Below are 26,877 nucleotides of genomic sequence, written 5' to 3' on the forward strand. Positions count from 1 at the left end.
GGTTGAAACTTAAAGGAAGCTGGGGCCGCTCATGTCCGCCACCGCCACCCCGACCGGCGGGCGCATGCCCGCCCTCTACCTCAGCCACGGCGCCCCGCCGCTCGCCGACGACCCCGTATGGCCGGGTGAGCTCGCCGCCTGGTCCGCCGGCCTGCCCCGCCCCACGGCGATTCTGGTGATCTCCGCCCACTGGGAAGAGGCACCGCTGGCCATCGGTGCGACCGAGACCGTCCCGCTTGTGTACGACTTCTGGGGTTTCCCCGAGCACTACTACCGCGTGCGCTACGCCGCGCCCGGCGCCCCGCAGCTGGCCGAGCAGGTCCGCAAGCTGCTGCGTACGGCCGGCACCCCCGTCCAGGACATCCCCGGCCGCGGGCTCGACCATGGCGCGTACGTCCCGCTCGTCGAGATGTTCCCGGCCGCCGACGTCCCCGTACTGCAGGTGTCGATGCCCACCCTCGACCCGCGGCGGCTGCTGGAGATCGGACGCCGGCTCGCACCGCTGCGCGACGAGGGCGTGCTGATCGTCGGCAGCGGCTTCTTCACCCACAACCTCAGCGCCCTGCGGCATGCCGGGGTGCCCAGCTGGTCGGCGGAGTTCGACGACTGGGGGCGGCGGGCCCTGGAGGCCCAGGACATCGACGCGCTGCTGGACTTCGAGCGCAAGTCCCCGGCCGGGCAGCTGGCGCACCCGCGCACGGAGCACTTCGCGCCGCTGTTCGTCACGCTGGGCGCCGCCGACGCCGCAGGTGAACTGAGCAGTGGGCGCAGCGTGATCGACGGCTTCTGGATGGGGCTGGCGAAGCGCTCGGTGCAGTTCGGCTGAGATGCGGGGGTGACCCTGGGGTCAGCCCAGGGCCTTCTCGTACCAGGTCACGTCCCAGTACCGGCCGAACTTCCGGCCCACCTCCCGGTACACCCCGACGGGCTGGAAGCCCAGCCGGACATGCAGCCGGTGCGAGACCTCGTTCGGCTGGGCGATGCCCGCGTACGCGCGGTGCACATCCTCGTCCGCAAGGGCCTGGAGAAGCGCCGTGTAGAGCAGCGAGCCGATGCCGCGGCCGACCGCGTCCGGCGCGCAGTAGACCGTCATCTCCACCGATGTCCGGTATGCGGGCTTGGGCCGGAACGGGCTGCTGGTCGTATAGCCGAGAATCCGGCCCCCACGGCTCTCCTGGGCAACCAGCAGCCGGTGCGGGCCGTCTTCAGGATGGGAATGCAGCCATGGGCGCCGTTGCTGTGGAGTGAAAGGCTCGGTGTCGAATGTGATCGCCGTCTCGCGGACGTAGTGGTTGTAGATCGCCGTCAGCGCCTGCAGGTCGCCCTCATGCCCTGGTCTGACCTGCACGTTCGCATGGCCCCGCATGGGTCGGCCCTCCCTCGTTGTGGCGGCACAGGATACTGCATGATCACAAAAAACGTCGGGCGGCTTGGGAATTCTGTCCCGATTCCAGTCGTTGTTCCCAGCGGGAACGGGCACCCGATCGGGTGTACGCCCCACACAGCGACCTAACTCATTGCAAGGGAGCACGCATGGCAACCCGTGCCGTCGCCCGTCGTCAGTCCGACGCCGTCGAGACCGACCGGGCCCACAGTGTTCGCGCTGGAGGCGGCGAGGTCGCCGACCGCGACCTGGTCGGCATGTACCTCGACGAGATAGCGCGCACACCCCTGCTCGACGCTGCCAAGGAAGTCGAGCTGGCCAAGACCATCGAGGCCGGGGTCTACGCCCAGAAGATCCTCGACAAGGAGGTCGACTCCGACGCCGGCGGGGCGACCCGCGAGGAGCTGGAGGCGATCGCCGCCGAAGGTCAGCGCGCCAAGGACATCTTCATCAAGTCCAACCTGCGTCTCGTCGTCGCCGTGGCGCGCCGCTACCCGCGCAGTGGGCTGCCTCTGCTTGACCTGATTCAGGAGGGGAACGCCGGTCTGGTGCGTGCGGTCGAGAAGTTCGACTACACCAAGGGCTTCAAGTTCTCCACGTACGCGACGTGGTGGATCCGGCAGGCCATCACCCGCTCCATCGCGGACCAGTCCCGTACGATCCGGCTGCCCGTCCATCTGGTCGAAGAGCTTGGCCGGATCCGGCGGGTGCAGCGCGAGTTCAACCGGGAGCACGGGCGGGAGCCCGAGCACGAGGAGATCGCCGAGGAGCTCGGCACGAGCGCGGAGCGCATCGGTGACGTGCTGGACTGGGCGCGCGACCCGGTGAGCCTGAACATGTCGGTGGACGACGAGGGTGAGACCCAGTTCGGCGACCTGCTCGAGGACACCTCGGCGGCCACGCCCGAGCAGTCGGTGATGGTGATGCTGCGCCGCGAGAGCCTGGACGAGCTGATCGGCCGGCTCGACCACCGCACCGCGTCGATCATCAAGATGCGGTACGGCATCGAGGACGGCCGGGAGCGGACGCTGACCGAGGTCGGCAAGCAGCACGGCCTGACGCGCGAGCGGATCCGGCAGATCGAGAAGCACGCACTCCTGGAGCTGAAGCGGATGGCCCGTGACACGGGCTTCGACGAGGCGGCGTGATGTCCGGTCATGAGAAGACCTGACCGCCGCCGGCCTGACGAGCCCCGGTTGCCCACCCCCCCAGGGCGGCCGGGGCTCTTTGCTGCCCAGCTCAGCGGCCCGTTGCTCGTCGAGGCCCGATTGTGTCTGTTTCTCTGTCTGACTCTGTTTACATCGCTGCAGCGAGGACGTAATGTGCTGGCGAAACCACAGGTTCGGGCATGGAACGGATGCGAAACCACATGTACGCACCGGAGCGACAGCAGGAGATCCTCCGCATCGCCCGCGAGAGCGGCAGGGTCGATGTGCTGTCCCTGGCCGAGGAGTTCCAGGTCACCGCCGAGACCGTACGGCGTGATCTGAAGGCCCTCGACCGCGCCGGGCTGGTCCGCCGCGTGCACGGCGGCGCCATCCCCGCCGGCCGTCTGGACTTCGAGCCCGACCTCGCCGAGCGCGACACCGTCGCCGCCGCCGAGAAGGACCGCATCGCACAGGCCGCGCTCGCCGAACTCCCCGCCGACGGCAGTGTGATCCTCGATGCCGGCACGACCTCCGCCCGGCTCGCCGCGGCCCTCCCGGTGGAGTCCGCTCTCACCGTCGTCACCCACGCGCTGCCCGTCGCCGCCCGGCTCGCCGACCATCCCGGAATCGACCTGCACCTCGTCGGCGGCCGGGTACGGCATCGCACCCGAGCCGCCGTGGACGCCTGGGCGTTGCGCGCCTACAGCGAGATCAACGCCGATGTGGTCTTCGTCGCCACCAACGGCTTTTCGCTGCGGGGCGGCCTGACCACCCCCGACCTCGCCGAGGCCGCCGTCAAGCGCGCCATCATCTCGGCTGCCCGCCGGGTCGTCCTGCTCGCCGACTCCGGGAAGTTCGGCAAGGAGCACTTCGCCCGGTTCGGCGACCTCCCCCAGGTCGACCTGATCATCACCGACACCGGGCTCAGCCCTGACGACGCCCTCGCCATCGAACGGCAGGGCACGGAAGTAGTGCGCGCATGATCCTCACCGTCACTCCCAACCCGAGCCTGGACCGGACGTATGAACTCCCGGTGCTGGACCGCGGCGCCGTGCTGCGGGCCACGGCGGACCGGGTCGACCCCGGCGGCAAGGGCGTCAACGTCTCCCGCGCGGTCGCCGCGGCCGGGCACCGTACGGTCGCCGTGCTGCCGCTGGGCGGACCGGAGGGCGCACTGCTCGCGCGGCTGCTCGGTGAGTTGGGCATCGAGGCGGCCGGGGTGCCGGTCGCCGGCAGCAGCCGCATCAACATCACGCTCGTCGAACCCGACGGCACCCTCACCAAGGTCAACGCGGCCGGGCCCGAGATCACGGCGGTGGAGGCGGAAGCGCTGCTGGAGACCGTACGGGCGCGGTCGGCGGACGCCGACTGGATCGCCTGCTGCGGCAGCCTGCCCCGCGGGCTGCCGCCCGAGTGGTATGCGGAGCTGGTCGCCCGTACCCACCGGGCCGGTGCACGGATCGCCCTCGACACCTCAGGTGCCGCGCTGACCGCCGCGCTTCGGGAGCGGCCCGATGTGGTCAAGCCCAACGCGCAGGAGCTCGCCGAGGCCGTCGGTCGCCCGCTCGCAACGGTCGGCGACGCGGTGAAGGCGGCGGAGGAGCTGCGCGACCGCGGTGCCCAGACGGTCCTGGCCAGCCTGGGAGCCGACGGACAGCTGCTGGTCGACGGCAGCGGAACGTACTTGGGCAGCGCACAGGTGGGCACGGTCCGCAGCAACGTCGGTGCGGGTGACGCGTCGCTGGCGGGCTTCCTCGCCGAGGGCGGCACGGGCCCGGCCGCGCTCGCCGCGGCGGTCGCCCACGGCGCGGCTGCCGTGCAACTGCCCGGCAGTGCCATGCCGACCCCGGCCGATCTCGACCTGTCGGCGGTTACGACGACGGCGGACGTCCCGCTGGACCGCGCGCTGACGGAGCCCACGTCATGACGGAGCCGACGTCATGAGGCCTCGCACCCACACGTCCCCCAACCCGCCCGCAGAGCGGGCCGCGAGCAAGGAGCCGCGTGATGAGTGAGTTGATCACCGCGGAACTGGTCGACCTCGACCTGTCCGCCGAGACGAAGGAAGCCGCTGCCCGCTCGCTCGCCGAACGGATGGTCGCTGCCGGCCGCGTAACCGACCTGGACGGCTTCCTCGCCGATGTCGCGGCCCGCGAGGCGCAGATGCCGACCGGACTGGACGGCGGCATCGGCATACCTCACTGCCGCAGCGAACACGTCACCGCGCCGGCGCTGGCCTTCGGGCGCAGCGAGCGCGGCATCGACTTCGGCGCTGCGGACGGCCCAGCCGACCTGATCTTTCTGATCGCCGCGCCGGCCGGAGCCGACGACGGCCATCTGACGATCCTGTCGAGCCTGGCCCGTCGCCTCATGGACGGGGACTTCACCTCGGCGCTCCGCGCGGAACAGGACCCGGCCGTGGCCGCCGCCCTGATACGCGGTGAGGAGCCGACCGCGACTCCGGCGGCGGGGGAGGAGCCGACCGCGACTCCAGCGGCGGGGGAGGAGCCGGCCGCCGTGGCCGGCGGGCGGGCGGCTTCGGCTGACGGAGCCGGGTCCGCCGCACCCGTGACAGCCTCTGACACCGCGGATGCCACTGCCAGTGCCTCTGAAGGCGGTAGCGGTGCCACTGCGGCGAGCAGACCCGTACCGTTCCGGATCGTCGCCGTCACTTCGTGCCCCACCGGGATCGCCCACACCTATATGGCCGCCGAGTCCCTCGAGAAGGCAGCCGAGGCCGCGGGCGTCGAACTGGTCGTGGAGACGCAGGGATCCGCCGGATTCACCAAGCTGGACCCCGCTCTGATCGCGGCCGCCGACGGCGTGATCCTCGCGCATGACGTGGAGGTGCGGGACAAGGCCCGGTTCGCCGGGAAGCCCACGGTGGACGTCGGGGTCAAGGCCGCCATCAACCGCCCCGCCGAACTCATCGGCGAGGTACGGGCCAAGGCCGAGCGAGGAGAGGTCAGCGCCCCGGCGGCGACCGCTCCCATGGACGCTGACGGCGAACGCGGCGAGCACTTCGGCACGCGGCTGCGCAAGTGGCTGATGACCGGCGTCAGTTACATGGTGCCGTTCGTCGCCGCGGGCGGTCTGCTGATCGCGCTCGCCTTCGCCATCGGCGGCTACGAGATCAACAAGGCGCCCTCGGTCGCCGAGCACTTCGTGTGGACCGAGGCCGTGAGCTGGGCCGCGCTGATGTTCCAGATCGGCGGCGCCGCCTTCGGGTTCCTTATCCCGGTCCTCGCCGGATACATCGCCTACGGCATGGTCGACCGGCCCGGCCTGGTACCCGGAATCGTCGGCGGTGCCATCGCGGTCACCATCAACGCGGGCTTCCTCGGCGGCCTTGTCGCCGGTCTGATCGCGGGCGCGGTGGTGATGGCGGTCCAGCGGGTGCGCGTACCGGCCATGCTGCGCGGCATCATGCCGGTGGTCGTCATCCCGCTGATCTCGTCCGCGGTCGTGGGCTTCCTGATGTTCGTCGTCGTCGGCAAGCCGATCGCCTCGCTGCAGAAGGCCATGACCGACTGGCTGAGTGGGCTCTCGGGCAGCAACGCGATCATGCTCGGTGTTCTTCTCGGCCTGATGATGTGCTTCGACCTGGGCGGCCCGGTCAACAAGGTGGCGTATGCCTTCGCGGTCGGCGGCCTGGCCAACCCGACCGACGGCAGCCTCAAGGTGATGGCCGCGGTGATGGCGGCCGGCATGGTCCCGCCGCTGGGGATGGCCCTCGCGACGACCGTACGCGGAAAGCTGTTCACCAAGGCCGAACGGGAGAACGGCAAGGCCGCCTGGGTGCTGGGTGCTTCCTTCATCAGCGAGGGCGCCATTCCGTTCGCGGCGGCCGACCCGCTGCGGGTGATCCCGTCGGCGATGGCGGGCGGTGCGGTCACCGGCGCCCTGTCGATGGCCTTCGGCTGCACTCTCCGGGCGCCGCACGGCGGCATCTTCGTGGTGCCGCTGATCGGGCAGCCGCTGCTGTATCTGCTGGCCATCGCGGCCGGTACGGCGGTGACCACCGGGCTGGTCGTCCTCCTCAAGGGCAGCCGCCGGGCGGCCCAGGCCGAGGTCGCGACCCCCGCCGCTGCGACGAAGGCCGACTCCAAGGTGCCGGTGGCGGCCTGAGCCATCGACCCGAGCCGTCCAGCCTTGGCCGTCCAGCCTTGGCCGCCCGGCTCGAGCCGTCCAGCCTTGGCCGCCCGGCCCGAGCCGTCCAGCCTTGGCCGCCCGGCCCGAGCTGCCCGGCCCGAGCTGCCCGGCCCCGTGGCCCCGACCGCGGGGCCGGGCACCCCACCAACCCGCCACGCCGAACGGCTCGTTGGCCGTGGGCCTCCCGCCGCGTTGATGCCGGTGTGGCCCTGGACGGCGGCCGCGGCCGGGCGCATCTCCATCACCCGTTCCCCCGGGAGGCCCAGCGCTGGGCCTTCCACGCGGCCGGACTTCCGAGCCACCGGCCCCATCCGCCCCACAGGAGTGTGATCCCATGCCCCAGCGCACTGTCGTCGTAGGTTCCCGCACCGGGCTGCACGCCCGTCCCGCCTCGCTGTTCGTCCAAGCTGCCGCCCGCCAGCCGGTCAAGGTGACCGTCGCCCGGGACGGCCAGGACCCGGTGGACGCCCGCAGCCTGCTCTCCGTACTGGCCCTGGGAGTCCAGCACGGCGAACCGCTGGTGCTGGCCGCCGAGGGCGACGGCGCGGAGGCGGCGATCGAGGAGCTGGCCACGCTGGTCGCCCTCGACCTCGACGCCAAGGAGCAGCGGTGACGGCTGTGATGACCGGCATCGGGGTCGGCGGCGGCAGCGCGGTCGGCCCCGTCGCCCGCATGGCGCCCCCACCCGCCCTGCCGACGCCGCGCACTGTGGCGGAGGCGGACGCGCCGGCCGAAGCTGCCGCGGTGTGGGAAGCGCTGCGGCAGGTGGCCGCCGATCTGGAACAGCGCGCGGCCGCTGCCGCGGGCACCGCGGCCGAGGTGCTGTCCGCGCAAGCCCTGATGGTCGCCGACCCGGCGCTGGGCGACCGGGCCGAGGCTCTGGTACGGGACGGCACCGACGGAGCACACGCGCTTGCCGCCGCCTTCGGCGAGTTCCGCGCCGCCCTCGAAGCGGCAGGCGGATACTTCGCCGAGCGGGTCGCCGACCTCGACGACCTACGGGACCGCTCCGTGGCCCGGCTCCTGGGCCTGCCCATGCCGGGGCTGCCGGACCCGGGGCGCCCTTACGTCCTGGTCGCCGACGACCTTGCGCCCGCCGACACCGCCCTGCTCGACCCGGCGCAGGTCCTCGCCCTGGTCACCGAGCGAGGCGGCCCCACCAGCCACACCGCCATCCTGGCCAAGATCCTCGGGCTGCCCGCCGTGGTCGGCTGCGCCGACGCGGGCACGCTGACCGACGGCAAGCCGGTGCTTGTGGACGGTGCCGCAGGGACGGTGGAGCTCGACCCGCTGCCGGAAACGGTCGCCGCGGCGGCCGCGCGTGAGCAGCGGCGGCGTGAGCAGGCCGCCCAGACCAGTGGTCCCGGCCGTACGGCGGACGGTCACCCGGTGAAGCTGCTGGTCAACCTTGGCGCGCTGCACGAGCTGTCGGCGGCGGCAGCAGCCGACAGCGAGGGGGTGGGCCTGTTCCGCACGGAGTTCCTCTACCTCGACCGCGCCGAGGCGCCCTCCCTGGATGAGCAGACCGCCGCCTATCGGGAGGTCTTCACAGCCTTCGCCGGGCGGCGTGTTGTCGTACGCACCCTGGACGCCGGCGCTGACAAGCCGCTGCCGTTCGTCACCCCGGCCGACGAGGAGAACCCGGCCCTCGGCGTACGCGGTCTGCGCACCGCCGGCCGCGACCCGGAGCTGCTGGAGACTCAGCTGGCCGCCGTCGCCAAGGCAGCCGAGGGCAGTGGGGCCGAGGTGTGGGTGATGGCTCCCATGGTCTCGGTGCCGCAGGAAGCCGCCGGTTTCGCCGAGCGGGTACGCGCCCACGGACTGCCGGTTGCGGGCGCCATGGTGGAGGTGCCGGCTGCTGCGCTGCGCGCCGGGGCGATGGCGCAGACCTGCGACTTTCTGAGTATCGGAACCAACGACCTGGCCCAGTACACCTTCGCCGCCGACAGGATGCTGGGCAGCCTGGCCGAGCTGCTGGATCCCTGGCAGCCGGCCCTGCTCGACCTGGTGCGTATGGCGGCCGAGGCGGGCGCGCGGCACGGCCGCCCGGTCGGGGTGTGCGGCGAGGCCGCGGCCGACCCCGCGCTGGCTCTGGTCCTGGTCGGCCTCGGCGTGACCAGCCTGTCGGCCGCGCCGGGTTGCCTGGGCGACGTCCGAGCCGCCCTGGCAGCCCGCACCCTCGACGGCTGCCGCCGCCTCGCCGAACTCGCCCTCGCGGCCCCCGATGCGGCCGGCGCTCGCGCCGCGGTGCGCGAGGCGCTCGTCTGACGTTACGTCAGACGCCAGTGCAGGTGCGCTGCTGGTGCCTTCACCATGCACCGGAGGTGTGGAAGACGACGTCGCGCGATGGGCGCCGTGGCCGATGCTCGGCCACGGCATGGCCGCCTGGCGAGGCGCGTTGGCACTGCGCTTGCCCGGCGCTTCGCGCCCCGAGTTCTCCCGCACCGGCCCCGTGCACGGGGCCGGTGCGGGAGATCCGCGGAACCGGGTCGGTCCGGTCAGCGGAAGGCGTCCTGGCCGGTCAGCGCCTTGCCGATGACCAACTGGTGCATCTCCACGGTGCCTTCGTACGTCAGCACCGACTCCAGGTTGGCGGCGTGCCGCATCACCGGGTACTCCAGCGAGATCCCGTTCGCGCCCAGGATCGTGCGGGCCGTGCGCGCCACCTCGATCGCCTCCCGCACATTGTTGAGCTTGCCGTAACTGACCTGCTCCGGCCGCAGACGGCCCGCGTCCATCCGCCGGCCCAGGTGCAGGGCCAGCAGCAGTGCCTTGTTCAGCTCCAGCGACATGTCCGCGAGCTTCGCCTGCGTGAGCTGGAAACCGCCGATCGGGCGGCCGAACTGCTCGCGGGTACGGGCGTAGTCCAGCGCCGCCTCCAGGCAGCTGCGCCCCGCGCCGACCGATCCCCACACGATCCCGTACCGGGCCTGGTTGAGGCAGCTGAGCGGGCCGCGCAGCCCGGTGACCTCCGGCAGTGCGGCCGAAGCGGGCAGCCGTACGCCGTCGAGCACCAGCTCACTGGTCACCGACGCCCGCAGCGACGCCTTGTGCTTGATCTCAGGGGCCGAGAAGCCGGGGGTGTCGGTGGGGACGACGAAGCCGCGGATGCCCTCGTCGGTCTGCGCCCATACCACCGCGACGCCGGCCACCGTTCCGTTTGTGATCCACATCTTGCGGCCGTCCAGCACCCAGTCGCCGCCCGCGTCCCGCTTGGCCCGCGTACGCATCGAGGCCGGGTCCGAGCCGTGGTCCGGCTCGGTCAGCCCGAAGCAGCCGATGACCTCGCCGGAGGCCATCGGCGGCAGCCACTGCTGCTTCTGCTCCTCCGAACCCCAGCGGTGGATGGCGTACATGGCGAGGGAGCCCTGGACGGACACCAGCGAGCGGATGCCCGAGTCCGCGGCCTCCAGCTCCAGGCAGGCCAGGCCGTACTGCACCGCGCTCGCCCCCGCGCACCCGTACCCCTCCAGATGCATGCCGAGCGCACCCAACGAGCCGAGTTCCCGGGCGAGTTCACGCACCTGAGGCAGTTCACCGCGCTCGTACCAGTCCGCGATGTACGGCGCGATCCGGTCCGTACACCAGCGGCGCACGGTGTCGCGGACGGCCCGTTCGTCCTCGTCCAGCAGGTCGTCGATGCCGAGCGGGTCGTTGGGGTCGAAGGCGTTCATGCTTCAGCTCCTGATGAGGACGGGGACAGGGAGGGGGAGGGCAGGGGGCAGTCGGGTGGGCCGGACAGCCACGCTCGCAGGTCAGCCCCGTGCTCGTCGAGCCGGGGCGGAGCGATCGGTTCGACGACCGGGGTGGCCGACAGCCGCAGGGGGCTGCGCACCTGCGGGACCCGGCCGGGGCCGACCGCGACCACGGGATCGAGGCCGAGCCGTTCGGCCAGTGCCAGCGCCTCGGCCAGGTCGTTGACCGGGCCGCAGGGCACAGAGGCGGCGGTCAGCCGCTCGGTCCAGCCGGAGGGGGTGTCGGCGGCCAGCCGCGCCTCCAGGGCGGCGGTCAGCTCGTCGCGGTGCCGTACCCGGTCGGGATTGCGAGCGAAGCGCGGATCGTCGGCCAGCTCCGGTATGCCCAGCACTTCGGCCAGCGCCCGGAATTGGCGGTCGTTGCCGACGGCGACAGCGAGCAGCCCGCCACGGCAGGCCAGGGTCTCGTACGGGGCGATGCTGGGGTGCCGGTTGCCGAGCGGGACCGGGCTGCGCCCCGTGGCGAGGTGTCCGGACGCCTGGTTGACGAGCGAGGCCAGCAGCGAGGAGAGCAGATTGACCTCGACGAGCTGTCCCTCGCCCGTACGGTCGCGGTGGCGCAGCGCGGCGAGCACGGCGGTGGTCGCGTCCTTGGCGGTGAGTACGTCGACGAGCGCGACTCCGGCCTTCAGCGGCGGGCCGTCTGGCTCACCCGTGATGCTCATCAGGCCGCCGACTGCTTGGACGACGAAGTCATAGCCGGGCAGATGAGCTCCCTCGCCTGAGCCGAAACCGCTGATGGAGCAGTAGACGAGCCCGGGGTTGGCGGCGAGCGCCGACTCATGGTCGAGGCCGTACTTGGCCAGCGCTCCGGGACGGAAGTTCTCGATCAGGACGTCCGCCCGTCGGGCGAGCTCGCGGGCAGCCGCCGCGTCGTCCGGATCGGACAGGTCCAGAGCGAGGCCGCGCTTGCCGCGGTTGGCGCTGTCGAAGTACGCCGCGGTGCCGTCGGCCGCGAACGGCGGGCCCCAGGCCCTGGTGTCGTCCCCGGTTCCCGGCCGTTCCACCTTGATCACATCGGCGCCGAGGTCGGCCAGGGTCGCGGCGGCCAGCGGACCGGCCAGGACGCGGCTGAAGTCGGCGACCAGAACGCCGTCAAGCGGGCGCGAGGCCCCGTGCGGTACGGGCTCGGTCGGCACAGGCGCTCTCCTTCGTCGCGGAAGCGGATGCTCTGCGGGCCATGCTCCTCGACGATCTTGGCCTTCGGGAATCGGCCTGCGCGTCCAAGGCCCCAGGGCCGAATGTGCCGCCCTGGCCAATGGGCTGCGACGGCGAGCGCACGTGAGAAAGGCACTGCCCCCGTACCCTGGAACCATGAGCTCTGCCCCTACGCCCGAACCTCGCGATCCGGCCGCCGCGATCATCTTTGACGACCCTCTTGGCCAGCAGTCCACCGACGACACCGACCGGGGCTGGGGCGAGCGGCCGACCGGCGACGACACCACCGCCGACCTGGCCCGATTCCTCGACGAGAAGCCGCCGCACCACCTGTAGGGCGACGGCCCCGGCGCTACCGCTGCTCTTTCTGCGCGGGGACGCGGCCCCCCTCGTAGCCGCCGCGCTCGGCGACCAGCGCGTCGCGGATCTCGGTCAGCAGCTCGATCTCGGTCAGCTCGGCGGGCCCGGCATCGACCGGTACGGCCTTCGCAGCCTGACGCTCCTTGTAGCGGTTCATCGGCAGGATCATGAGGAAGTAGACCACCGCCGCGGTGATCAGGAAGGTCAGCGACGCGCTGAGGACCGAGCCCCACAGGATGTGCACGCCGTCGGTGACCTGGCCGGCCTTGTTCTTGGTGCAGGTGCCCAGGCAGAGGGTGTAGTGGTCGAGGTTCTGGGTGCCGAAGGCCCCGACGACCGGGTTGATGACGCCCTTCACCACGGCGTTCACGATGTTGGTGAACGCAGCGCCGATGACCACGGCAACTGCCAGTTCGACCACGTTCCCGCGCATCAGAAACTGCTTGAAGCCGGCCAGGACGCCCTTGTTCTCCTCGCTCACCAGGGAGCCTTTCTCTGCGAGCTCGACGGATGGAACAGCCAGCTCCGCAATGTAGTTGAGGCCGGGACGGCCCTGTCCACTCCCCCTCCGCCAACCGGTAAGTCATCAGTGCCCCAGAACGGATTCGACACCGGGCGCGGCCGCCGACACAAATGCGGCCGCCAGTACCAGGCCCGCGGCCGCCATCGACCGCCGCCGGCGGCGTACGGCTCGCAGGAGCCGGTACCGGCCGCCCCCGGGCCGCAGCGGAGCGAACTCCGGCACCCCGCACAGCGGAGGAACGGGCCGGGCCGCCGGAAGCTCCGGAAGCGACCGGTGCGAACGGCCGGGGAACATCCGGTGAGGGGAACCGCCGGATGCTCGGTGAGAGGGATCCAAGGACGTAGGGGACATGGCAACCACCGCCTGCCGGGATGAGGCTAGCTCGGAACGCTCCCCACGATGCACGGCTTTCCCGGCCCCCGCTTGGGCCTGTGGACTACCCCCAGGTTGTGGACAACCTGGTCACTCCGAGGAATGACTACGGCAGCTGGAGGCCGGTGTCCATGCCCTCCAGCGCCCGCGTGCACAGGCAGTCCCGCTCGTCCGTCGCCGGCAGCGCTGCCACCGCGTCGAAAAGCACCTCGCGCAGCCGCCCCACGTTCTCGGCGAACACCCGGAACACCTCCTCCTGCGAGACGCCCTCGCCCGTCTCGGCCCCCGCGTCCAGGTCCGTGACCAGCGTCAGCGACGTGTAGCAGAGCTCCAGCTCCCGAGCCAGCACCGCCTCCGGATGCCCGGTCATCCCGACCACCGCCCAGCCCTGCGCCGCGTGCCACCACGACTCCGCCCGGGTCGAGAAACGCGGCCCCTCGATCACCACCAGCGTCCCGCCGTCCACAGGCTCCCAGCCGCGCCCGCGCGCCGCTGCGACCGCAGCCGTGCGCCCCGCCGGGCAGTACGGGTCGGCGAAGGCCATATGCACCACGTTCGGCATGCTGCCGTCAGGCAGGGGCTCTCCGTCGTAGTACGTCTGCGTACGTGCCTTCGTGCGGTCCACCAGCTGGTCAGGCACCAGCAGCGTCCCCGGGCCGTACTCCGGCTGCAGCCCGCCCACCGCGCACGGTCCCAGCACCTGCCGCACGCCAAGCGAGCGCAGCGCCCACAGGTTGGCGCGGTAGTTGATGCGGTGCGGCGGAAGGTGGTGCTTGCGGCCGTGCCGCGGCAGGAACGCCACCCGGCGGCCCGCCACCTCGCCGAGGAACAGTGAGTCGCTCGGCGACCCGTAGGGAGTCTCCACTGTGATTTCGGTCACGTCGTCGAGGAAGGAGTAGAACCCCGATCCGCCGATGACCCCTATTTCCGCCTGAGGGACGCTGTCCGCGTGCGCGCTCGTCTCGACCATGCGGACACCTTAGAGCCCGACGTGGCGAGCCGGAGCACGACCGGACCCCGCCGCCTCGAGGCGAGGCGGCGGGGTCCGCAGGTCATGTGTGGTCGTCAGGCAGCCGACGAGGACGAGGAAGCCGTCGACGACGAGCCGGCGGCGGACGAGCCGGACGAGGAGTCCGAGCCACTGCCCGAGGACGAGCCGGACGAGGAGTCCGAGCCACTGCCCGAGGACGAGCTGTCGCTCTTCGTCGAGGCGGCCGCCTTCGCCTGGCTGCTGCTGGACGACGTGCTCCGGCTGTCGGTCCGGTAGAAACCGGAGCCCTTGAAGACGACACCGACCGCCGAGAACACCTTGCGCAGGCGGCCCTCGCAGCTGGGGCACTCAGTGAGCGCCTCGTCGGTGAACTTCTGCACCGCCTCGAGGCCCTCGCCGCACTCGGTGCACTGGTACTGATAGGTCGGCACTTGCTCCTCCTGGCACTCTTACCTGGTGAGTGCTAACGACGATCCATAGTGCAGTATTCCGCTGGATCAGTCCACTGCAGCGGGCGCACGGTGACCGACCCCACGCGCGGCGCCCCGCGCCGCGCGCCGTGGCACAAGCCGGCTGCGCAGCGCCGCCACCGTCAGCAGCGCCAGCCCTGTTCCGGCCAGTGGCACGGTGAATCCGGCGCTCGAGCCGAAGCCGTCCGCGAGCCGCCCGGCGACCGTCACGGCCGCGGCCTGGCCCAGCGCCACCGAGCCCGTCAGCCAGGTGAACGCCTCGGTGCGGGCCGTGGCCGGAACCAGCGCCTCCACCAGCGTGTAGCCGGTGATCAGCGACGGCGCGATGCACAGACCGACCAGCAGCCCCAGCGCGCCCAGCAGCAGCGGCGAGTGCGCCGCCCACAGCACCGAGGACGCCAGCGCCAGCGCCGCGTATCCGGCCAGCAGCCGGCGCTGCGGCGAACTGCGCCAGGCGATAGCACCGCAGGCCACCCCGGCGAGCATGTTGCCGGCCGCGAAGATCCCGTACAGCAGGCCGTTCATGCCCGGCTGCCCCAGCTCCTCGGCGAAGGCGGTCAGCGAGACCTGCATCCCGCCGAAGACGGAGCCGATGCCGAGGAAGGCCACGGCCAGCACCCGTACGCCCGGCACGGTGAGTGCCGAGGCGGGCTTGTGACGCCCGGCGCCCGCGACCCGGCTCGTGGGCGGCGCGGTACGGCGCTGGGCCGCGAACATCAGCCCGCCGGCCAGGGTCAGCGCGCCCTCCGCGATCAGGCCCGCCGCCGGATGCACCCCCGTGCACAGCGCGGTCGCCAGTACCGGCCCGATGACGAAGGTGAGCTCGTCCGTGACGGACTCGAAGGCCGCCGCGGTGGACATCAGCGGGGTGCCGTCCAGCTGCGCCGCCCAGCGGGCTCGCACCATCGGCCCGATCTGTGGCACCGAGGCGCCGGCCGGGACGGCCGAAGCGAACAGCGCCCACAGGGGCGCGTGCGCCAGTGCGAGCGCCGTCAGCAGCCCGATGGCCGCCGCGTGCAGGACCACGCCGGGCACCAGGACCGCGCGCTGCCCGAAGCGGTCCGCGAGCTTGCCGCTCTGCGGTGCGAAGAGGGCCATCGAGATGCCGGTGACGGCGGCGACGGCGCCCGCCGAACCGTACGAGTCGGAGGTGTGCTGGACCAGCAGCACGATGCTGATGGTGAGCATCGCGAAGGGCTGCCGGGCGGCGAAGCCGGGCAGCAGGAACGTCCATGCGCCGGGGGTGCGCAGCAGCTGTCCGTAACCGGGGCGCGTGGTGGCGCCGGTGGGCTCAGCGGCCTTGGCAGGATTGGTGACCTTGCTGACGTCGGTGACCGTGGATGCCACGGCCGTGCCTTTCTGCCGCCTGGTAGCAACGCCCCGGGGCTCGGGGCGCGCCGAGAGCTGTCCTCTCGCGCAGAACCGGGGTAGATACCGGGTCCGCACCATGGGGGCACCCAGGTGGCAGGGGACCGCGGCCGCCGTGCGGTCGCGCCAGCTCTGCATCAGGCAGAGTGGTGTTGGTTGTTGCGGGCTTGATTGTACAGGCCTTTGTTTGCGAATGCCTGTGATGTAGGCCGCCATCCTGAGGGTTCGCCTGTGATCAACGGGGGGCTGGGCTGTCCGTTCCGAGCCACCCGGCGAGCTTGCCGCCCCTGGCGACCGCTCGCAGCCGCTTCTCCGTGGTATCTCGCACTTGGTCCGTCGCGACGACCAGCAGCTCGTCCCCGCGCCGCAGCGCGGTCGACGGCGATGGCACAAAGCTCTTTCCGTCCCGCACCACCAGGGTGACCGCGGCCCCGGGCGGCAGCCGCAGCTCGCCGACCTCCACCCCGTGCATCCGGGAGGAGCGCGGGATCGTGACCGACAGCAGATGCCCGCGCAGCCGCTCCAGCGGTGCGGCCTCGATGCCCAGGTCCGCCGCCGTCTCGCGGTCCCCCAGGTGCAGCCGCCGCGCGAGCCAGGGCAGCGTCGGCCCCTGCACCAGGGTGTAGACGATCACGAGCACGAAGACCATGTTGAAGATCCGCCGGCTGCCGGGAACCTGGGCGACCACCGGGATCGTCGCCAGCACAATCGGGACCGCGCCGCGCAGCCCGGCCCAGGACAGCAGGATCCGCTCCGGCCAGGGCGTACGGAACGGCGCCGTGCTCACCAGCACCGAAACCGGCCGCGCCAGCAGCGTCAGCACCAGTCCGACGATGATCGCCGGCACGACGTCGTTGCCCAGCTCATGCGGGGTCACCAGCAGGCCGAGCAGGACGAACATTCCGATCTGGGCGATCCAGCCCAGGCCCTCGGCGAACCCGCGGGTCGCCGGCCAGTGCGGGAGCTTCGCGTTGCCCAGGACCAGCGCGGCGAGGTAGACGGCGAGGAAGCCGCTGCCGTGCGCCAGTGCGCCCCCGGCGTATGCCACCACCGCGATGGCCATCACCGCGATCGGATACAGGCCGGACGCCGGCAGTGCCACGCGTCGCAGCGTGTACGCGCCCGCCCAGCCCACCGCCAGGCCGATCGCCGCGCCGATGGCCAGCTCCAGCACGATCGTGCCGAGAAGCACGTACCAGGGCTGGATGGGCCCGGGTGCGGAGAAGGCGACGACCAGGATCACCACCGGGGCGTCGTTGAAGCCGGACTCGGCTTCCAGAACACCCGTGAGACGCGGGGGAAGTGGCACCCGCCGCAGTACGGAGAAGACCGCCGCCGCGTCCGTGGAGGACACCACCGCACCGATGATCAGTGCCTGCCGCCAGGGCAGGCCCACCAGGTGGTGCGCCGCCGCCGCGGTGATCCCCACGCTGATGGCCACGCCGACCGTCGAGAGCACCGCCGCCTCCGGCAGCGCCGGCTTTATCTCCCGCCACTTCGTGCCGAGACCACCCTCGGCAAGAATCACCACCAGTGCCGCATAACCGATCAATTGAGTCAACTCGGCGTTGTTGAACGCCACTCCGATGCCGTCCTGCCCTATGGCGACACCAATGCCCAGATAAATGAGCAGGCTGGGCAGCCCGCTGCGCGAGGAGAGCCGGACCGCGGCCACTGCGAAGAGGAGGACCAGCGAGCAGATCAGCAGGAGTTGATTGAGGTGGTGAACAGTCAGCGGCTGGCCCTTTCTTGCGGATCGACCGGAAATATCCCTTCTGGCCGACCGGAACTTCGTTGCCCTACCTAATATTTTACGGGTTCTTGACGCCGGTTCGCGCGCTGCGCTGCGCGAGCACGACTCCCCGTAGGGGCCCGTCAGGTGCTGCGTCCTATCGTTGCTCCAGCACTCCCAGGATCACCCTGCCCCTTTAAGGACAGCGATGCCCGCCAACAAAACCGGCTCTTCCGGCAAGAAGAAGGGTCGACGCGCCCGCCTCCTCGTCCTCGCAGTCGTGCTGCTGCTCGTGGCGGGGTTCGGCTACGGCTCGTACTGGAGCGCCAGCACCGTGCGCGCTTCTTTCCCGGAGACCACCGGCTCGATCAAGCTCAAAGGGCTGTCCGGACCGGTTCAGGTCAAGCGCGATGGCTACGGCATCCCGCAGGTGTACGCGGACACCGACGAGGACCTCTTCCGCGCCCAAGGCTTCGTCCAGGCCCAGGACCGCTTCTGGGAGATGGATGTCCGCCGGCACCTGACCGCGGGCCGGCTCTCCGAGATGTTCGGCCCGGGACAGGTCGAGACCGATGCGTTTCTGCGCACGCTCGGCTGGCGCAGGGTCGCGCAGCAGGAGTACGACCACCTGCTGTCACCGCGGACGAAGAAGTACCTCCGGGCTTACGCCGACGGTGTCAACGCCTACTTGAAGGACCACGAAGACGGGGCACTGTCGGCCGAGTACGCGGCCCTGGGCTTCACGAACGACTACATGCCGCAGAAGTGGACCCCGGTCGACTCGGTCGCCTGGCTCAAGGCCATGGCGTGGGACCTGCGCGGCAACATGCAGGAGGAGATCGACCGTTCGCTGATGTCCAGCCGCCTCACGCCCGAGCAGATCGAGGAGCTCTACCCCCGCTACCCGTACGACCGGAACGAGCCGATCGTGGACGGCGGTACGGTGCACGGCAAGGTCTTTGACCCCGAGGGCGGCGCCACCGGCAGCGGAACGGGCACCCAGGCGGGCCTCGCCGGCGCGGCCCGGGGCGTGCAGACCCAGCTGTCCTCGCTCTCCGCCACGCTCGACAAGATCCCGGCGCTGCTCGGCCCGCACGGCAACGGCATCGGCTCCAACTCCTGGGTCGTCTCCGGGCAGCACACCGCGACCGGTAAGCCGCTGCTGGCCAACGACCCGCACCTGGCGCCCCAGATGCCCTCGCTCTGGTACCAGATGGGCCTGCACTGCCGTAACGTCAGCGCCGCCTGCCGCTTTGACGTGGCAGGCTTCACCTTCTCCGGCATGCCGGGCGTGATAATCGGCCACAACCAGGACATCGCCTGGGGCATGACCAACCTCGGAGCCGACGTCTCCGACCTCTACCTCGAGAAGATCACCAGCGCCGGCTACCTCCAGGACGGCAGGCAGGTCCCCTTCAGGACCCGCAAGGAGACCATCAAGGTCGCGGGCGGCTCCGACCGCGACATCACCGTCCGCTCCACCGACAACGGGCCGATCGTCTCCGACCGCAGCGAGGAACTGGGCAAGGTCGGCAAGCAGGCGCCGGTCGGCGCCGTGGCCCCGGACCGCGGCAGCGGCTACGCCGTCTCCCTGCGCTGGACGGCCCTCACTCCCGGCAAGACCATGGACGGCCTCTTCACGCTGAACACCGCGAAGAACTTCGCCGAGTTCCGGGCCGGGGCGCGCGACTTCGCCGTCCCCTCGCAGAACCTCATCTACGCCGACACCAAGGGCAACATCGGCTACCAGGCGCCCGGCCAGATTCCGATCCGCGGCAAGGGCGACGGCCGCTACCCGGCGCCCGGCTGGGACTCGCATTACCGGTGGAAGGGCTACATCCCGCAGTCCGCGCTGCCGTATGAGTACAACCCCAAGCGCGGCTACATCGTCACCGCCAACCAGGCCGTGATCGACCAGCGGAAGTACCCCTACCTGCTCACCGACGACTGGGGCTACGGCGCGCGCAGCCAGCGGATCAACGATCTCATCCAGTCGAAGATCAAGGACGGCGGCAAGATCTCGACGGACGACATGACGGCTATGCAGATGGACAACAGCAGTGAGATCGCCGAGCTGCTGACCCCGCTGCTGCTCAAGATCGACATCAAGGACCCGTACGTCCGCGAGGCGCAGAAGGCGCTCGAGGGCTGGGACTACACCCAGGACGCCGACTCGGCCCCGGCCGCCTACTTCAACGCGGTCTGGCGCAACATCCTCAAGCTCTCCTTCGGCAACAAGCTGCCCAAGGAGCTGCGGGTGGAGGGCCAGTGCCTGTGGGTGCGGCCGGCCGACGACTCCGCCCCACTGGAAGACCTGAACGGCAACGCCCGGCTGGCACGGGAGTGCGGCGAGCGCGCGCCCGACCAGGCTCAGCCGGACGGCGGCGACCGCTGGTACGAGGTCGTCCGCAGCATCCTGGACGACGAGAACAACGAGTGGTGGAAGACCTCCGGGACCTCCCGCACCCCCGGTGACCGCAACCGTGACGAGCTGCTCGCACACGCCATGAAGGACGCCCGCTGGGAGCTGACCGCCAAGCTCGGCAAGGACATCGACACCTGGAGCTGGGGCCGGCTGCACCGGCTGACCCTGAAGAACCAGACCCTGGGCACCGACGGCCCCGGGTTTCTGCAGGGGGTGTTCAACCGCGGGCCGTGGAACCTGGGCGGCGGCGAGGCGGCCGTGAACGCCACCGGCTGGAACGCGGCGGGCGGCTACGAGGTGATCTGGGTGCCGTCGATGAGGATGATCGTCAACCTCGGGAACCTCGACAAGTCGCGCTGGATAAACCTCACCGGTGCGTCGGGACACGCCTACAACGCGCACTACAGCGACCAGACGGAGAAGTGGACGAAGGGCGAGCTGTTGCCGTGGGCGTTCAGTGACGGGAAGGTCCAGGCGGGGACGGAGGACACGCTGGCCCTGACGCCGTAGCGCCTCCCGCTGGGGGTCCACACCCAGCGCTGCGCGCCGAGGCGTTTCCCCGCCCGCCCGCCCGCCCCAGGTTCAGGGGCGGGCGGGCGGGCCCCTTTCTGAGCGGCAAGCCTGCGTTGCCGAGTGCCGGGATGTGCCTGCGCGGCGCAAGCTTCACAGCCCGTGGCCTTCGCAGAGGTGCACGGCACTGCGTGCCGGAGGGTTTTCCGCCCGCCCGCCCCAGGACCGGGGCGGGCGGTGGCATGTCCGGGCGCGGAAAGCGGTTATCCCAGGGTCGGGGACTGGAGCGGGCGGTGGCATGTCCGGGCGAGGAAAGCGGTTATCCCAGGGTCGGGGCGAACCGGCGGACCGCCGAGGGGGTTACCGCCGCGTGTACGGGGCGGTCGTGCTCCTCGGCCGGCACCTCCGCGAGCAGCTCGTTGTCGTGGAGCAGCACCACCAGCGCCGGATCCGCGCTGGAGGCGGCCAGCCGCGCCAGGACCCGGTCGTAGCTGCCGCCGCCGCGCCCCAGCCGCATGCCCCGCTCGTCGACCGCAAGACCGGGCAGCAGGACCGCGTCCGCCCTGGTGATCGCGTCCGGCCCCAGCCGCTGCCCATCCGGCTCCCGCAGCCCCTTGGCGGCCCGTATGAGCCGGTCGGCGCCCTCGTATACGGCCCAGTCGAGGTCGTTGTCCTCCAGCAGCACCGGCAGCAGCACCCGCACCCCCCGCGCGCGCAATGCGTCGAGCAGCGCGCGCGTTCCCGGCTCGCGCCCCACCGACACATACGCCGCCACCGTGCGCGCCTCCGCGAGCTCCGGCAGCTCCAGGGCGCGCCGAACGAGAACAGGCTCCGTCTCGCGGATGTCATCCGCTGTCAACCCGGCCCTCACTGCGAGGAGATCTCGCCGCAACTCGCGTTTCGTAGTCTCAATGCCGCTCATGGTGCGTACAAACCTCTCCTATGCGACCTTATTAACTGGACCTTCACGTTCCACTCATAGGTAGCGGTTATGGTTCTCCGCATGACTGAATCGCGCTCCAGGATTAGCAAGGCTGTCATCCCAGCCGCCGGACTCGGCACCCGATTCCTCCCGGCCACCAAGGCCACACCGAAGGAAATGCTGCCGGTGGTGGACAAACCAGCGATTCAGTACGTGGTGGAGGAAGCCGTCACCGCCGGTCTCCCCGACGTCCTCATGGTCACGGGCCGCAACAAGCGCCCCCTGGAGGACCACTTCGACCGCAACTACGAGCTCGAAGAGGCTCTGCGCCGCAAGGGCGACGATTCGCGCCTCGCCCGTGTCCAGGAGTCCAGCGACCTCGCGACCATCCACTACGTCCGCCAGGGCGACCCCAAGGGCCTCGGGCACGCCGTCCTGTGCGCCGCTCCGCACGTCGGCGATCAGCCCTTCGCGGTCCTGCTCGGCGACGACCTGATCGACCCCCGCGACCCGCTGCTCTCCCGCATGATCGAGGTCCAGGAGGAGCGCGGTGGCACCGTCATCGCGCTGCTGGAGGTCGACCCCGAGCAGATCCACCTCTACGGCTGCGCCGCCGTCGAGGCCACCAACGACGCGGACGTGGTGCAGGTCACCAACCTCGTCGAGAAGCCCGACCCCGCCGAGGCGCCCAGCAACTACGCCATCATCGGCCGCTACGTCCTCGACCCCGCCATCTTCGATGTGCTCCGCAAAACCCGGCCCGGCCGCGGCGGCGAGATCCAGCTGACCGACGCCCTCCGTACCCTCGCCGAGACCCCGAGCCTCGGCGGCCCCGTGCATGGCGTGGTCTTCAAGGGCCGCCGCTACGACACCGGGGACCGCAGTGATTACCTGCGTGCCATTGTCAGACTCGCGTGCGAGCGTGAAGATCTGGGACCGGAGTTCCGGACCTGGCTTCGCAGTTATGTCACCGAGGAGATGTAGCACTTTGAGCAGTACCGAACAGGCCGCCGCGTCCGCCGGGCTCGGCTATGCGAGCCACGGCGCGGCGGTAGGCGCGGCCGACCACGCCGGTACGTCAGCGGCCGGGGCCGAGGGGCGGATCTGGTCGGTGGACGAGCACCTCGAGGACATCCTGCGGCACATCTGCCCGCTGGAGCCCATAGAGCTGCAACTCCTCGATGCCCAGGGCTGCGTCCTCGCCGAGGACGTCACCGTCCCCGGCGCGCTGCCGCCCTTCGACAACAGCTCCATGGACGGCTACGCGGTCCGTACCGCCGATGTCCAGGGCGCGTCCGAGGAGAACCCGGTCGTCCTCACCGTCATCGGGGACATCGCGGCGGGCAGCGGCGAGCTGCCGACCGTCGGCCCCGGCGAGGCCGCCCGCATCATGACCGGCGCTGCCATGCCGCCCGGCGCGCAGGCCGTGGTCCCCGTGGAGTGGACCGACGGCGGCACGGGCGAGGGCCCCGCCGCCACCATGCGCGCCCACGCTGCCGCTCCCGAGGGCGCCGGCGGGGAGGTCCGGATCTACCGCGGGGCCCAGGCCGGGCAGCATGTGCGCGCCCGCGGCAGCGATGTGCGGGCCGGAGACCTCGCCCTGCCGGCCGGTACGGTCCTCGGCCCGCCGCAGATCGGCCTGCTCGCGGCCATCGGACGCAGCACCGTCAAGGTCCGCCCGCGCCCGCGCGTGGTCGTCATGTCCACCGGCAGCGAGCTCGTACAGCCCGGCGAGGAACTGACCCCCGGCCGCATCTACGACTCCAACAGCTTCGCGATCACCGCGGCGGCCCGCGACGCCGGAGCCATCGCCTACCGCGTCGGAGCCGTCTCCGACGACGCCGAGACGCTGCGCGCCGCCCTCGAGGACCAGCTGGTCCGCGCCGACCTCGTCGTCACCAGCGGCGGCGTGAGCGTCGGTGCGTACGACGTGGTGAAGGAAACGCTGTCCCAGTTCGACGAGGGCGCGGGCCGCGTGGAGTTCCGCAAGCTCGCCATGCAGCCCGGCAAACCGCAGGGCTTCGGACTCATCGGCGGCGACCGTACCCCGCTGCTGGCCCTGCCCGGCAACCCGGTCAGCTCCTATGTCTCCTTCGAGCTGTTCGTCCGTCCCGCGATCCGGGCGCTCATGGGGCTCGAGCCGCAGGAGCGCAGGGTGGTACGGGCCCGGCTCGACGCCGACGAGGCGCTCGCCTCGCCGTCCGGCAAGCGGCAGTTCCTGCGCGGCAGCTACCAGCCGTCCGGGCCGGACGAGAAGGCCGGCCGTATCATCCCGGTCGGCGGAGCCGGGTCCCACCTGGTCGCCGCCCTCGCCCGCGCCAACGCGCTGATCGTGATCCCCGAGGACACCACGGCGGTCGAGCCCGGCACCGAGCTGGACGTCGTGCTGCTCGGCTGAGCATCCGCCTCCGCCGAGCGCCTGCCGAGGGCCGCTGAGCTCCCGCTGACCGGCCCCGGGCTGCCGACCTGCCGCGATGCCGGTACCGTGTCTGCCCACGCAGATCCACCGGGAGTACTTTTCGGCCATGAACACGGAGCGCGACTTCACGCACCTCGACGAGGCGGGTGCCGCCCGCATGGTCGACGTATCGGAGAAGAACGTCACGACGCGCACGGCCCGGGCGAGCGGGCGGGTCCTGGTCTCCCCGCGCGTCGTCGAGCTGCTGCGCGGCGAGGGCGTTCCCAAGGGCGACGCCCTCGCCACCGCCCGGATCGCGGGCATCATGGGAGCCAAGCGCACCCCGGACCTGATCCCGCTGTGCCACCCGCTCGCCGTATCCGGCGTGAAGGTCGATCTGTCGGTGGCCGACGACGCCGTGGAGATCCTGGCCACCGTCAAGACCACCGACCGTACGGGCGTCGAGATGGAGGCGCTGACGGCCGTCACCGTCGCCGCCCTCACCGTGATCGACATGGTGAAGGCCGTCGACAAGGCCGCGGTCATCACGGACGTCCGGGTGGAGGAGAAGACCGGAGGCAAGTCCGGGGACTGGAGCCGTACGTCGTGACCGCCGCCTACCGCGCCTGTGTCGTCACCGCCTCCAACCGGGCGGCGGCCGGTGTGTACGCCGACAAGGGTGGCCCGCTGCTGGTCGAGGGCCTGACCGGCATGGGCTTCGAGGTCGACGGGCCGCACGTGGTCCCCGACGGCGAGCCGGTCGAGAAGGCGCTGCGGGAGGCCGTCGCCGACGCATACGACGTGGTGGTCACCACCGGCGGCACCGGAATCTCGCCGACCGACCGCACCCCCGACATGACCCGCCGCGTCCTCGACTACGAGGTCCCCGGCATCCCGGAGGCCATCCGGGCCGAGGGCCTGGCCAAGGTCCCCACCGCGGCGCTCTCCCGGGGCGTGGCCGGAGTCGCCGGAACGACGTTGATCGTCAACCTCCCCGGCTCCACCGGCGGTGTCCGCGACGGCCTCGCCGTCCTGCAGCGCCTGCTCGTCCACGCCGTCGATCAGATCCGCGGCGGCGATCACCCCAGACCCGCGGGGAGTACCCACTGAACGCACCCTGGCCGGTCGAGCTTGCGGATGGCGACACCGTTCTCCGCCCCATCAAGCTGCGCGACCAGCGGGCCTGGCGAGAGGTCAACCGGCGCAACCGCGACTGGCTGCGGCCCTGGGAAGCGACCATCCCGCCGCCGACGCCCGGCGGACCCCTCACCCAGCGGCCCACCTACCGGCAAATGGTGCGTCACCTGCGGGCGGAGGCGAGTGCCGGCCGGATGCTGCCGTTCCTCATCGAGTACCAGGGCGAACTGGCCGGGCAGTTGACCGTCGCCGGAATCACCTGGGGCTCGATGTGCTCGGCCCATATCGGCTACTGGATCGACGAGGCCGTCGCGGGCCGCGGCGTCATGCCGACCGCCGTCGCACTGGCGGTCGACCATTGCTTCCGGACGATCGGACTGCACCGCATCGAGGTGTGCATCCGGCCGGAGAACGCGCCCAGCCGCCGGGTCGTGGAGAAACTCGGATTCCGCGAAGAAGGACTGCGGCTGCGCTATCTCCACATCGACGGCGCCTGGCGTGACCACCTGGTCTACGCGCTGACGGCCGAGGAGGTCCCCGAAGGCCTGGTGAACCGTTGGCATCAGGTTAGGCCTGGCACTGCACGTAAATAAAATAAGTGTTCGAAAATGCCGGGGAATTGACCGTATTTGCAGGCTGGCGATCTCATCAATCACAGAAAAGGATCGAGATATCAGCCAGATCGTGCGACACACCGCGCCAATTGGCAGATGGCCTCACGCAAACCCCTCTACCGTGTGAGGCGTGAGCAGCAGCGGCCTCATCTATGCAGTCATCGTCGGGGCCTGGGCCGCCTACTTGGTGCCGATGTGGCTCCGTAGGCAGGACGAGCTCAATGAAGCCCGTCCGACGGAACGCTTCAGCACCGCCATCCGGCTTCTGTCCGGACGGGCGGGAATGGAGCGCCGTTACGCCAAGGACCTGGAGGAGCGCAACTCCGACGACGTGGGCGGCGACGTATCCGCCACCGCCGAACCGGAGCTGGGCGTGGCCGACCCGGACGCTGTGACCGACACGGTCGACGTCCGGGCCTTTGCCGTATCCGCGTCCCATGCCGCGACCGTCCGCGTCGACGAGACGGGCAACGGTCACTCGCAGCCCGAGCCGCCCGAGCCGCCCGAGCAGCCCCAGCCGCCCGAGCAGCCGGAGCGCCCGGAGCGGACCGGCCGTACGGACGCCCCGGCCGCGCGGCCCGCCGGTCGGCCGATCGCATCCACCGCCGAGCGCGCCCGGCGCTCGAAGGTCCTCGCGCGCCGCCGGCGCACTACCACGGTGCTCTTCCTCGCCTTCACCCTGGGGTCGATCGTCGCCGCGGTGGGCGGCCTCGCCTTCCTGTGGGCGCCCGCCGTACCCGCTGTGCTGCTCAGCGCGTACATCGTGCATCTGCGCATCCAGGAGCGCCGCCGCTTCGCATTCGTCATGGACCAGCGCCGCGCGGAGGCCGCCGCCCAGAGGCTGCGCGAGCACCGTACGCGCACCGTCCGCCAGCCGGAGCCCGCCGGCCAGGGTGACTCCGGGGCCGCTGTACGGCGCGACGGTGAGACCGCTGCCGGCTCCGCGCCGGCGGCGCCGGGCGCCGCCCCGACCTCGTCGCTGGCGGCAGGCCGTCGCGCTCTGGTCGAGCAGACCGACCATGCGGAGTGGGTCGACCAGCAGCGCGAGCGGGAGCGCGGCGCGGCGGAGGGCGGCAGCTGGGACCCGGTCCCGGTGCCGCTGCCCACGTACGTGACCGCCCCGGTCGCACCACGTGCCACGGGCAGCGTTGATCTCGACGCGCCGGACGCCTGGAGCTCGGCCCGCTCCAGCTCCGCCGAGCCGGCCGCGGCGGGCAGTGGTGCCGTGGAGGCCGACGTGCCCACGCGGCCTGCCGGCGGCCGCCAGGCTCCGGGCCGCCGCGCCCGTGAGCGCGGTCGCACGCCGCTCTTCGACCAGTACGCCGACCAGGACCGCCCGCGCGCCGCCAACGAGTGACCTCCGGTCCCGTGCTGGGGTGCCCCGGGTAGTCCGGTGACCAGCACGGGAATGGATTTCCAGGCACCCCAACGGGGATGCTAGAGTTTCACCCGTTGCAA

Annotated in this window: 25 protein-coding genes; 15 read left to right on the forward strand and 10 right to left on the reverse strand. The window is 71.4% G+C overall.

The annotated features are described in order from the left end of the window. The first annotated feature begins 31 nt into the window (after window positions 1–31). Window positions 32–826: a dioxygenase family protein gene (locus tag ACY34J_RS10225; RefSeq protein WP_462726104.1), complete on the forward strand. Its 795-nt coding sequence runs from the start codon at window positions 32–34 to the stop codon at window positions 824–826. Between the two features lie 21 nt (window positions 827–847). On the opposite strand, the gene ACY34J_RS10230 is transcribed toward ACY34J_RS10225, so the two are convergent. Continuing rightward, a complete protein-coding gene (locus ACY34J_RS10230) occupies window positions 848–1,366 on the reverse strand; it encodes an N-acetyltransferase family protein (RefSeq protein ID WP_462726103.1) in 519 nt (172 codons plus the stop codon). A 167-nt stretch (window positions 1,367–1,533) separates the two neighbouring features. On the opposite strand from ACY34J_RS10230, the gene ACY34J_RS10235 reads away from it, so the two are divergent. From ACY34J_RS10235 to ptsP, 6 genes are all read left to right on the forward strand, one after another. Further along, window positions 1,534–2,532, forward strand: a complete 999-nt coding sequence (locus ACY34J_RS10235) for a sigma-70 family RNA polymerase sigma factor (RefSeq protein WP_462726102.1) — start codon at window positions 1,534–1,536, stop codon at window positions 2,530–2,532. 221 nt (window positions 2,533–2,753) lie between these two features. Continuing rightward, window positions 2,754–3,515, forward strand: a complete 762-nt coding sequence (locus ACY34J_RS10240; protein WP_462726186.1) for a DeoR/GlpR family DNA-binding transcription regulator — start codon at window positions 2,754–2,756, stop codon at window positions 3,513–3,515. Beyond that, window positions 3,512–4,459 (forward strand): 1-phosphofructokinase, encoded by a 948-nt coding sequence (gene pfkB, locus ACY34J_RS10245; protein WP_462726101.1) that lies wholly within the window; start codon window positions 3,512–3,514, stop codon window positions 4,457–4,459. The genes ACY34J_RS10240 and pfkB overlap by 4 nt, the downstream gene beginning before the upstream one ends. Before the next feature lie 80 nt (window positions 4,460–4,539). Next, the gene (locus ACY34J_RS10250) at window positions 4,540–6,660 is read left to right on the forward strand and encodes a PTS fructose transporter subunit IIABC (protein WP_462726100.1); all 2,121 of its coding nucleotides are present in this window, start codon (window positions 4,540–4,542) and stop codon (window positions 6,658–6,660) included. A gap of 358 nt (window positions 6,661–7,018) precedes the next feature. Beyond that, entirely contained in the window at window positions 7,019–7,297 is a 279-nt protein-coding gene (locus tag ACY34J_RS10255) for an HPr family phosphocarrier protein (protein ID WP_462726099.1), read from the forward strand. 8 nt (window positions 7,298–7,305) lie between these two features. Next, on the forward strand, window positions 7,306–8,952 hold the full coding sequence (gene ptsP / locus ACY34J_RS10260; RefSeq protein ID WP_462726185.1) for a phosphoenolpyruvate--protein phosphotransferase: 1,647 nt from the start codon (window positions 7,306–7,308) through the stop codon (window positions 8,950–8,952). A gap of 230 nt (window positions 8,953–9,182) precedes the next feature. On the opposite strand, the gene ACY34J_RS10265 is transcribed toward ptsP, so the two are convergent. Together ACY34J_RS10265 and ACY34J_RS10270 are read right to left on the reverse strand one after the other, a co-directional pair. Continuing rightward, window positions 9,183–10,358 (reverse strand): acyl-CoA dehydrogenase family protein, encoded by a 1,176-nt coding sequence (locus ACY34J_RS10265; protein ID WP_462726098.1) that lies wholly within the window; start codon window positions 10,356–10,358, stop codon window positions 9,183–9,185. Next, window positions 10,355–11,578: a CaiB/BaiF CoA transferase family protein gene (locus ACY34J_RS10270; protein WP_462726097.1), complete on the reverse strand. Its 1,224-nt coding sequence runs from the start codon at window positions 11,576–11,578 to the stop codon at window positions 10,355–10,357. The genes ACY34J_RS10265 and ACY34J_RS10270 overlap by 4 nt, the downstream gene beginning before the upstream one ends. Window positions 11,579–11,753: 175 nt before the next feature. On the opposite strand from ACY34J_RS10270, the gene ACY34J_RS10275 reads away from it, so the two are divergent. Beyond that, window positions 11,754–11,933, forward strand: a complete 180-nt coding sequence (locus ACY34J_RS10275; protein ID WP_462726096.1) for a hypothetical protein — start codon at window positions 11,754–11,756, stop codon at window positions 11,931–11,933. Window positions 11,934–11,949: 16 nt separating this feature from the next. Here ACY34J_RS10275 and mscL read toward each other — a convergent pair whose 3' ends face one another. The 6 genes from mscL to ACY34J_RS10305 form a co-directional block, all read right to left on the reverse strand. Further along, entirely contained in the window at window positions 11,950–12,438 is a 489-nt protein-coding gene (gene mscL, locus ACY34J_RS10280) for a large conductance mechanosensitive channel protein MscL (RefSeq protein ID WP_462726095.1), read from the reverse strand. A gap of 105 nt (window positions 12,439–12,543) precedes the next feature. Next, complete coding sequence (locus ACY34J_RS10285) at window positions 12,544–12,702, reverse strand: hypothetical protein (RefSeq protein WP_462726094.1); 159 nt, start codon at window positions 12,700–12,702, stop codon at window positions 12,544–12,546. Between the two features lie 256 nt (window positions 12,703–12,958). Continuing rightward, on the reverse strand, window positions 12,959–13,822 hold the full coding sequence (locus ACY34J_RS10290) for an S-methyl-5'-thioadenosine phosphorylase (protein ID WP_462726093.1): 864 nt from the start codon (window positions 13,820–13,822) through the stop codon (window positions 12,959–12,961). A 95-nt stretch (window positions 13,823–13,917) separates the two neighbouring features. After that, entirely contained in the window at window positions 13,918–14,274 is a 357-nt protein-coding gene (locus tag ACY34J_RS10295) for an FmdB family zinc ribbon protein (protein WP_462726092.1), read from the reverse strand. A gap of 66 nt (window positions 14,275–14,340) precedes the next feature. Next, a complete protein-coding gene (locus tag ACY34J_RS10300) occupies window positions 14,341–15,567 on the reverse strand; it encodes an MFS transporter (RefSeq protein WP_462726184.1) in 1,227 nt (408 codons plus the stop codon). Window positions 15,568–15,916: 349 nt separating this feature from the next. Next, window positions 15,917–17,449, reverse strand: coding sequence for a potassium/proton antiporter (locus tag ACY34J_RS10305; RefSeq protein WP_462726183.1), 1,533 nt, complete (start codon window positions 17,447–17,449; stop codon window positions 15,917–15,919). 172 nt (window positions 17,450–17,621) lie between these two features. Here ACY34J_RS10305 and ACY34J_RS10310 point away from each other — a divergent pair, with 172 nt between their 5' ends. Next, window positions 17,622–20,348: a penicillin acylase family protein gene (locus ACY34J_RS10310; RefSeq protein ID WP_462726091.1), complete on the forward strand. Its 2,727-nt coding sequence runs from the start codon at window positions 17,622–17,624 to the stop codon at window positions 20,346–20,348. 319 nt (window positions 20,349–20,667) lie between these two features. Here ACY34J_RS10310 and ACY34J_RS10315 read toward each other — a convergent pair whose 3' ends face one another. Beyond that, on the reverse strand, window positions 20,668–21,270 hold the full coding sequence (locus tag ACY34J_RS10315; protein ID WP_462726090.1) for a 5-formyltetrahydrofolate cyclo-ligase: 603 nt from the start codon (window positions 21,268–21,270) through the stop codon (window positions 20,668–20,670). Between the two features lie 81 nt (window positions 21,271–21,351). Between ACY34J_RS10315 and galU the strand changes: the two genes are divergently transcribed. The 6 genes from galU (at window position 21,352) to sepX (ending at window position 26,776) form a co-directional block, all read left to right on the forward strand. Continuing rightward, window positions 21,352–22,254 carry a UTP--glucose-1-phosphate uridylyltransferase GalU gene (gene galU / locus ACY34J_RS10320; protein WP_462726089.1) on the forward strand — a complete coding sequence of 301 codons (903 nt, stop codon included), beginning with the start codon at window positions 21,352–21,354 and terminating at the stop codon, window positions 22,252–22,254. A gap of 118 nt (window positions 22,255–22,372) precedes the next feature. Continuing rightward, complete coding sequence (glp, locus tag ACY34J_RS10325; RefSeq protein WP_462726182.1) at window positions 22,373–23,668, forward strand: molybdotransferase-like divisome protein Glp; 1,296 nt, start codon at window positions 22,373–22,375, stop codon at window positions 23,666–23,668. Between the two features lie 127 nt (window positions 23,669–23,795). Continuing rightward, window positions 23,796–24,278 carry a cyclic pyranopterin monophosphate synthase MoaC gene (gene moaC, locus ACY34J_RS10330; RefSeq protein ID WP_462726088.1) on the forward strand — a complete coding sequence of 161 codons (483 nt, stop codon included), beginning with the start codon at window positions 23,796–23,798 and terminating at the stop codon, window positions 24,276–24,278. Beyond that, the gene (locus ACY34J_RS10335) at window positions 24,275–24,778 is read left to right on the forward strand and encodes a MogA/MoaB family molybdenum cofactor biosynthesis protein (RefSeq protein WP_462726087.1); all 504 of its coding nucleotides are present in this window, start codon (window positions 24,275–24,277) and stop codon (window positions 24,776–24,778) included. The genes moaC and ACY34J_RS10335 overlap by 4 nt, the downstream gene beginning before the upstream one ends. Continuing rightward, window positions 24,775–25,398 carry a GNAT family N-acetyltransferase gene (locus ACY34J_RS10340; protein WP_462726181.1) on the forward strand — a complete coding sequence of 208 codons (624 nt, stop codon included), beginning with the start codon at window positions 24,775–24,777 and terminating at the stop codon, window positions 25,396–25,398. The genes ACY34J_RS10335 and ACY34J_RS10340 overlap by 4 nt, the downstream gene beginning before the upstream one ends. 151 nt (window positions 25,399–25,549) lie before the next feature. Next, on the forward strand, window positions 25,550–26,776 hold the full coding sequence (gene sepX, locus ACY34J_RS10345; protein ID WP_462726086.1) for a divisome protein SepX/GlpR: 1,227 nt from the start codon (window positions 25,550–25,552) through the stop codon (window positions 26,774–26,776). The last annotated feature ends 101 nt before the right edge of the window (window positions 26,777–26,877 follow it).

It is taken from the genome of Streptomyces sp. HSS9-12 (assembly GCF_054963655.1).

Coding starts and splice junctions, on each gene's coding strand:
- ACY34J_RS10225 (WP_462726104.1), top strand. CDS start 32: ATGTCCGCCACCGCCACCCCGACCGGCGGGCGCATGCCCGCCCTCTAC.
- ACY34J_RS10230 (WP_462726103.1), bottom strand. CDS start 1,366: ATGCGGGGCCATGCGAACGTGCAGGTCAGACCAGGGCATGAGGGCGAC.
- ACY34J_RS10235 (WP_462726102.1), top strand. CDS start 1,534: ATGGCAACCCGTGCCGTCGCCCGTCGTCAGTCCGACGCCGTCGAGACC.
- ACY34J_RS10240 (WP_462726186.1), top strand. CDS start 2,754: ATGTACGCACCGGAGCGACAGCAGGAGATCCTCCGCATCGCCCGCGAG.
- pfkB (WP_462726101.1), top strand. CDS start 3,512: ATGATCCTCACCGTCACTCCCAACCCGAGCCTGGACCGGACGTATGAA.
- ACY34J_RS10250 (WP_462726100.1), top strand. CDS start 4,540: ATGAGTGAGTTGATCACCGCGGAACTGGTCGACCTCGACCTGTCCGCC.
- ACY34J_RS10255 (WP_462726099.1), top strand. CDS start 7,019: ATGCCCCAGCGCACTGTCGTCGTAGGTTCCCGCACCGGGCTGCACGCC.
- ptsP (WP_462726185.1), top strand. CDS start 7,306: ATGACCGGCATCGGGGTCGGCGGCGGCAGCGCGGTCGGCCCCGTCGCC.
- ACY34J_RS10265 (WP_462726098.1), bottom strand. CDS start 10,358: ATGAACGCCTTCGACCCCAACGACCCGCTCGGCATCGACGACCTGCTG.
- ACY34J_RS10275 (WP_462726096.1), top strand. CDS start 11,754: ATGAGCTCTGCCCCTACGCCCGAACCTCGCGATCCGGCCGCCGCGATC.
- ACY34J_RS10290 (WP_462726093.1), bottom strand. CDS start 13,822: ATGGTCGAGACGAGCGCGCACGCGGACAGCGTCCCTCAGGCGGAAATA.
- ACY34J_RS10310 (WP_462726091.1), top strand. CDS start 17,622: ATGCCCGCCAACAAAACCGGCTCTTCCGGCAAGAAGAAGGGTCGACGC.
- ACY34J_RS10315 (WP_462726090.1), bottom strand. CDS start 21,270: ATGAGCGGCATTGAGACTACGAAACGCGAGTTGCGGCGAGATCTCCTC.
- galU (WP_462726089.1), top strand. CDS start 21,352: ATGACTGAATCGCGCTCCAGGATTAGCAAGGCTGTCATCCCAGCCGCC.
- moaC (WP_462726088.1), top strand. CDS start 23,796: ATGAACACGGAGCGCGACTTCACGCACCTCGACGAGGCGGGTGCCGCC.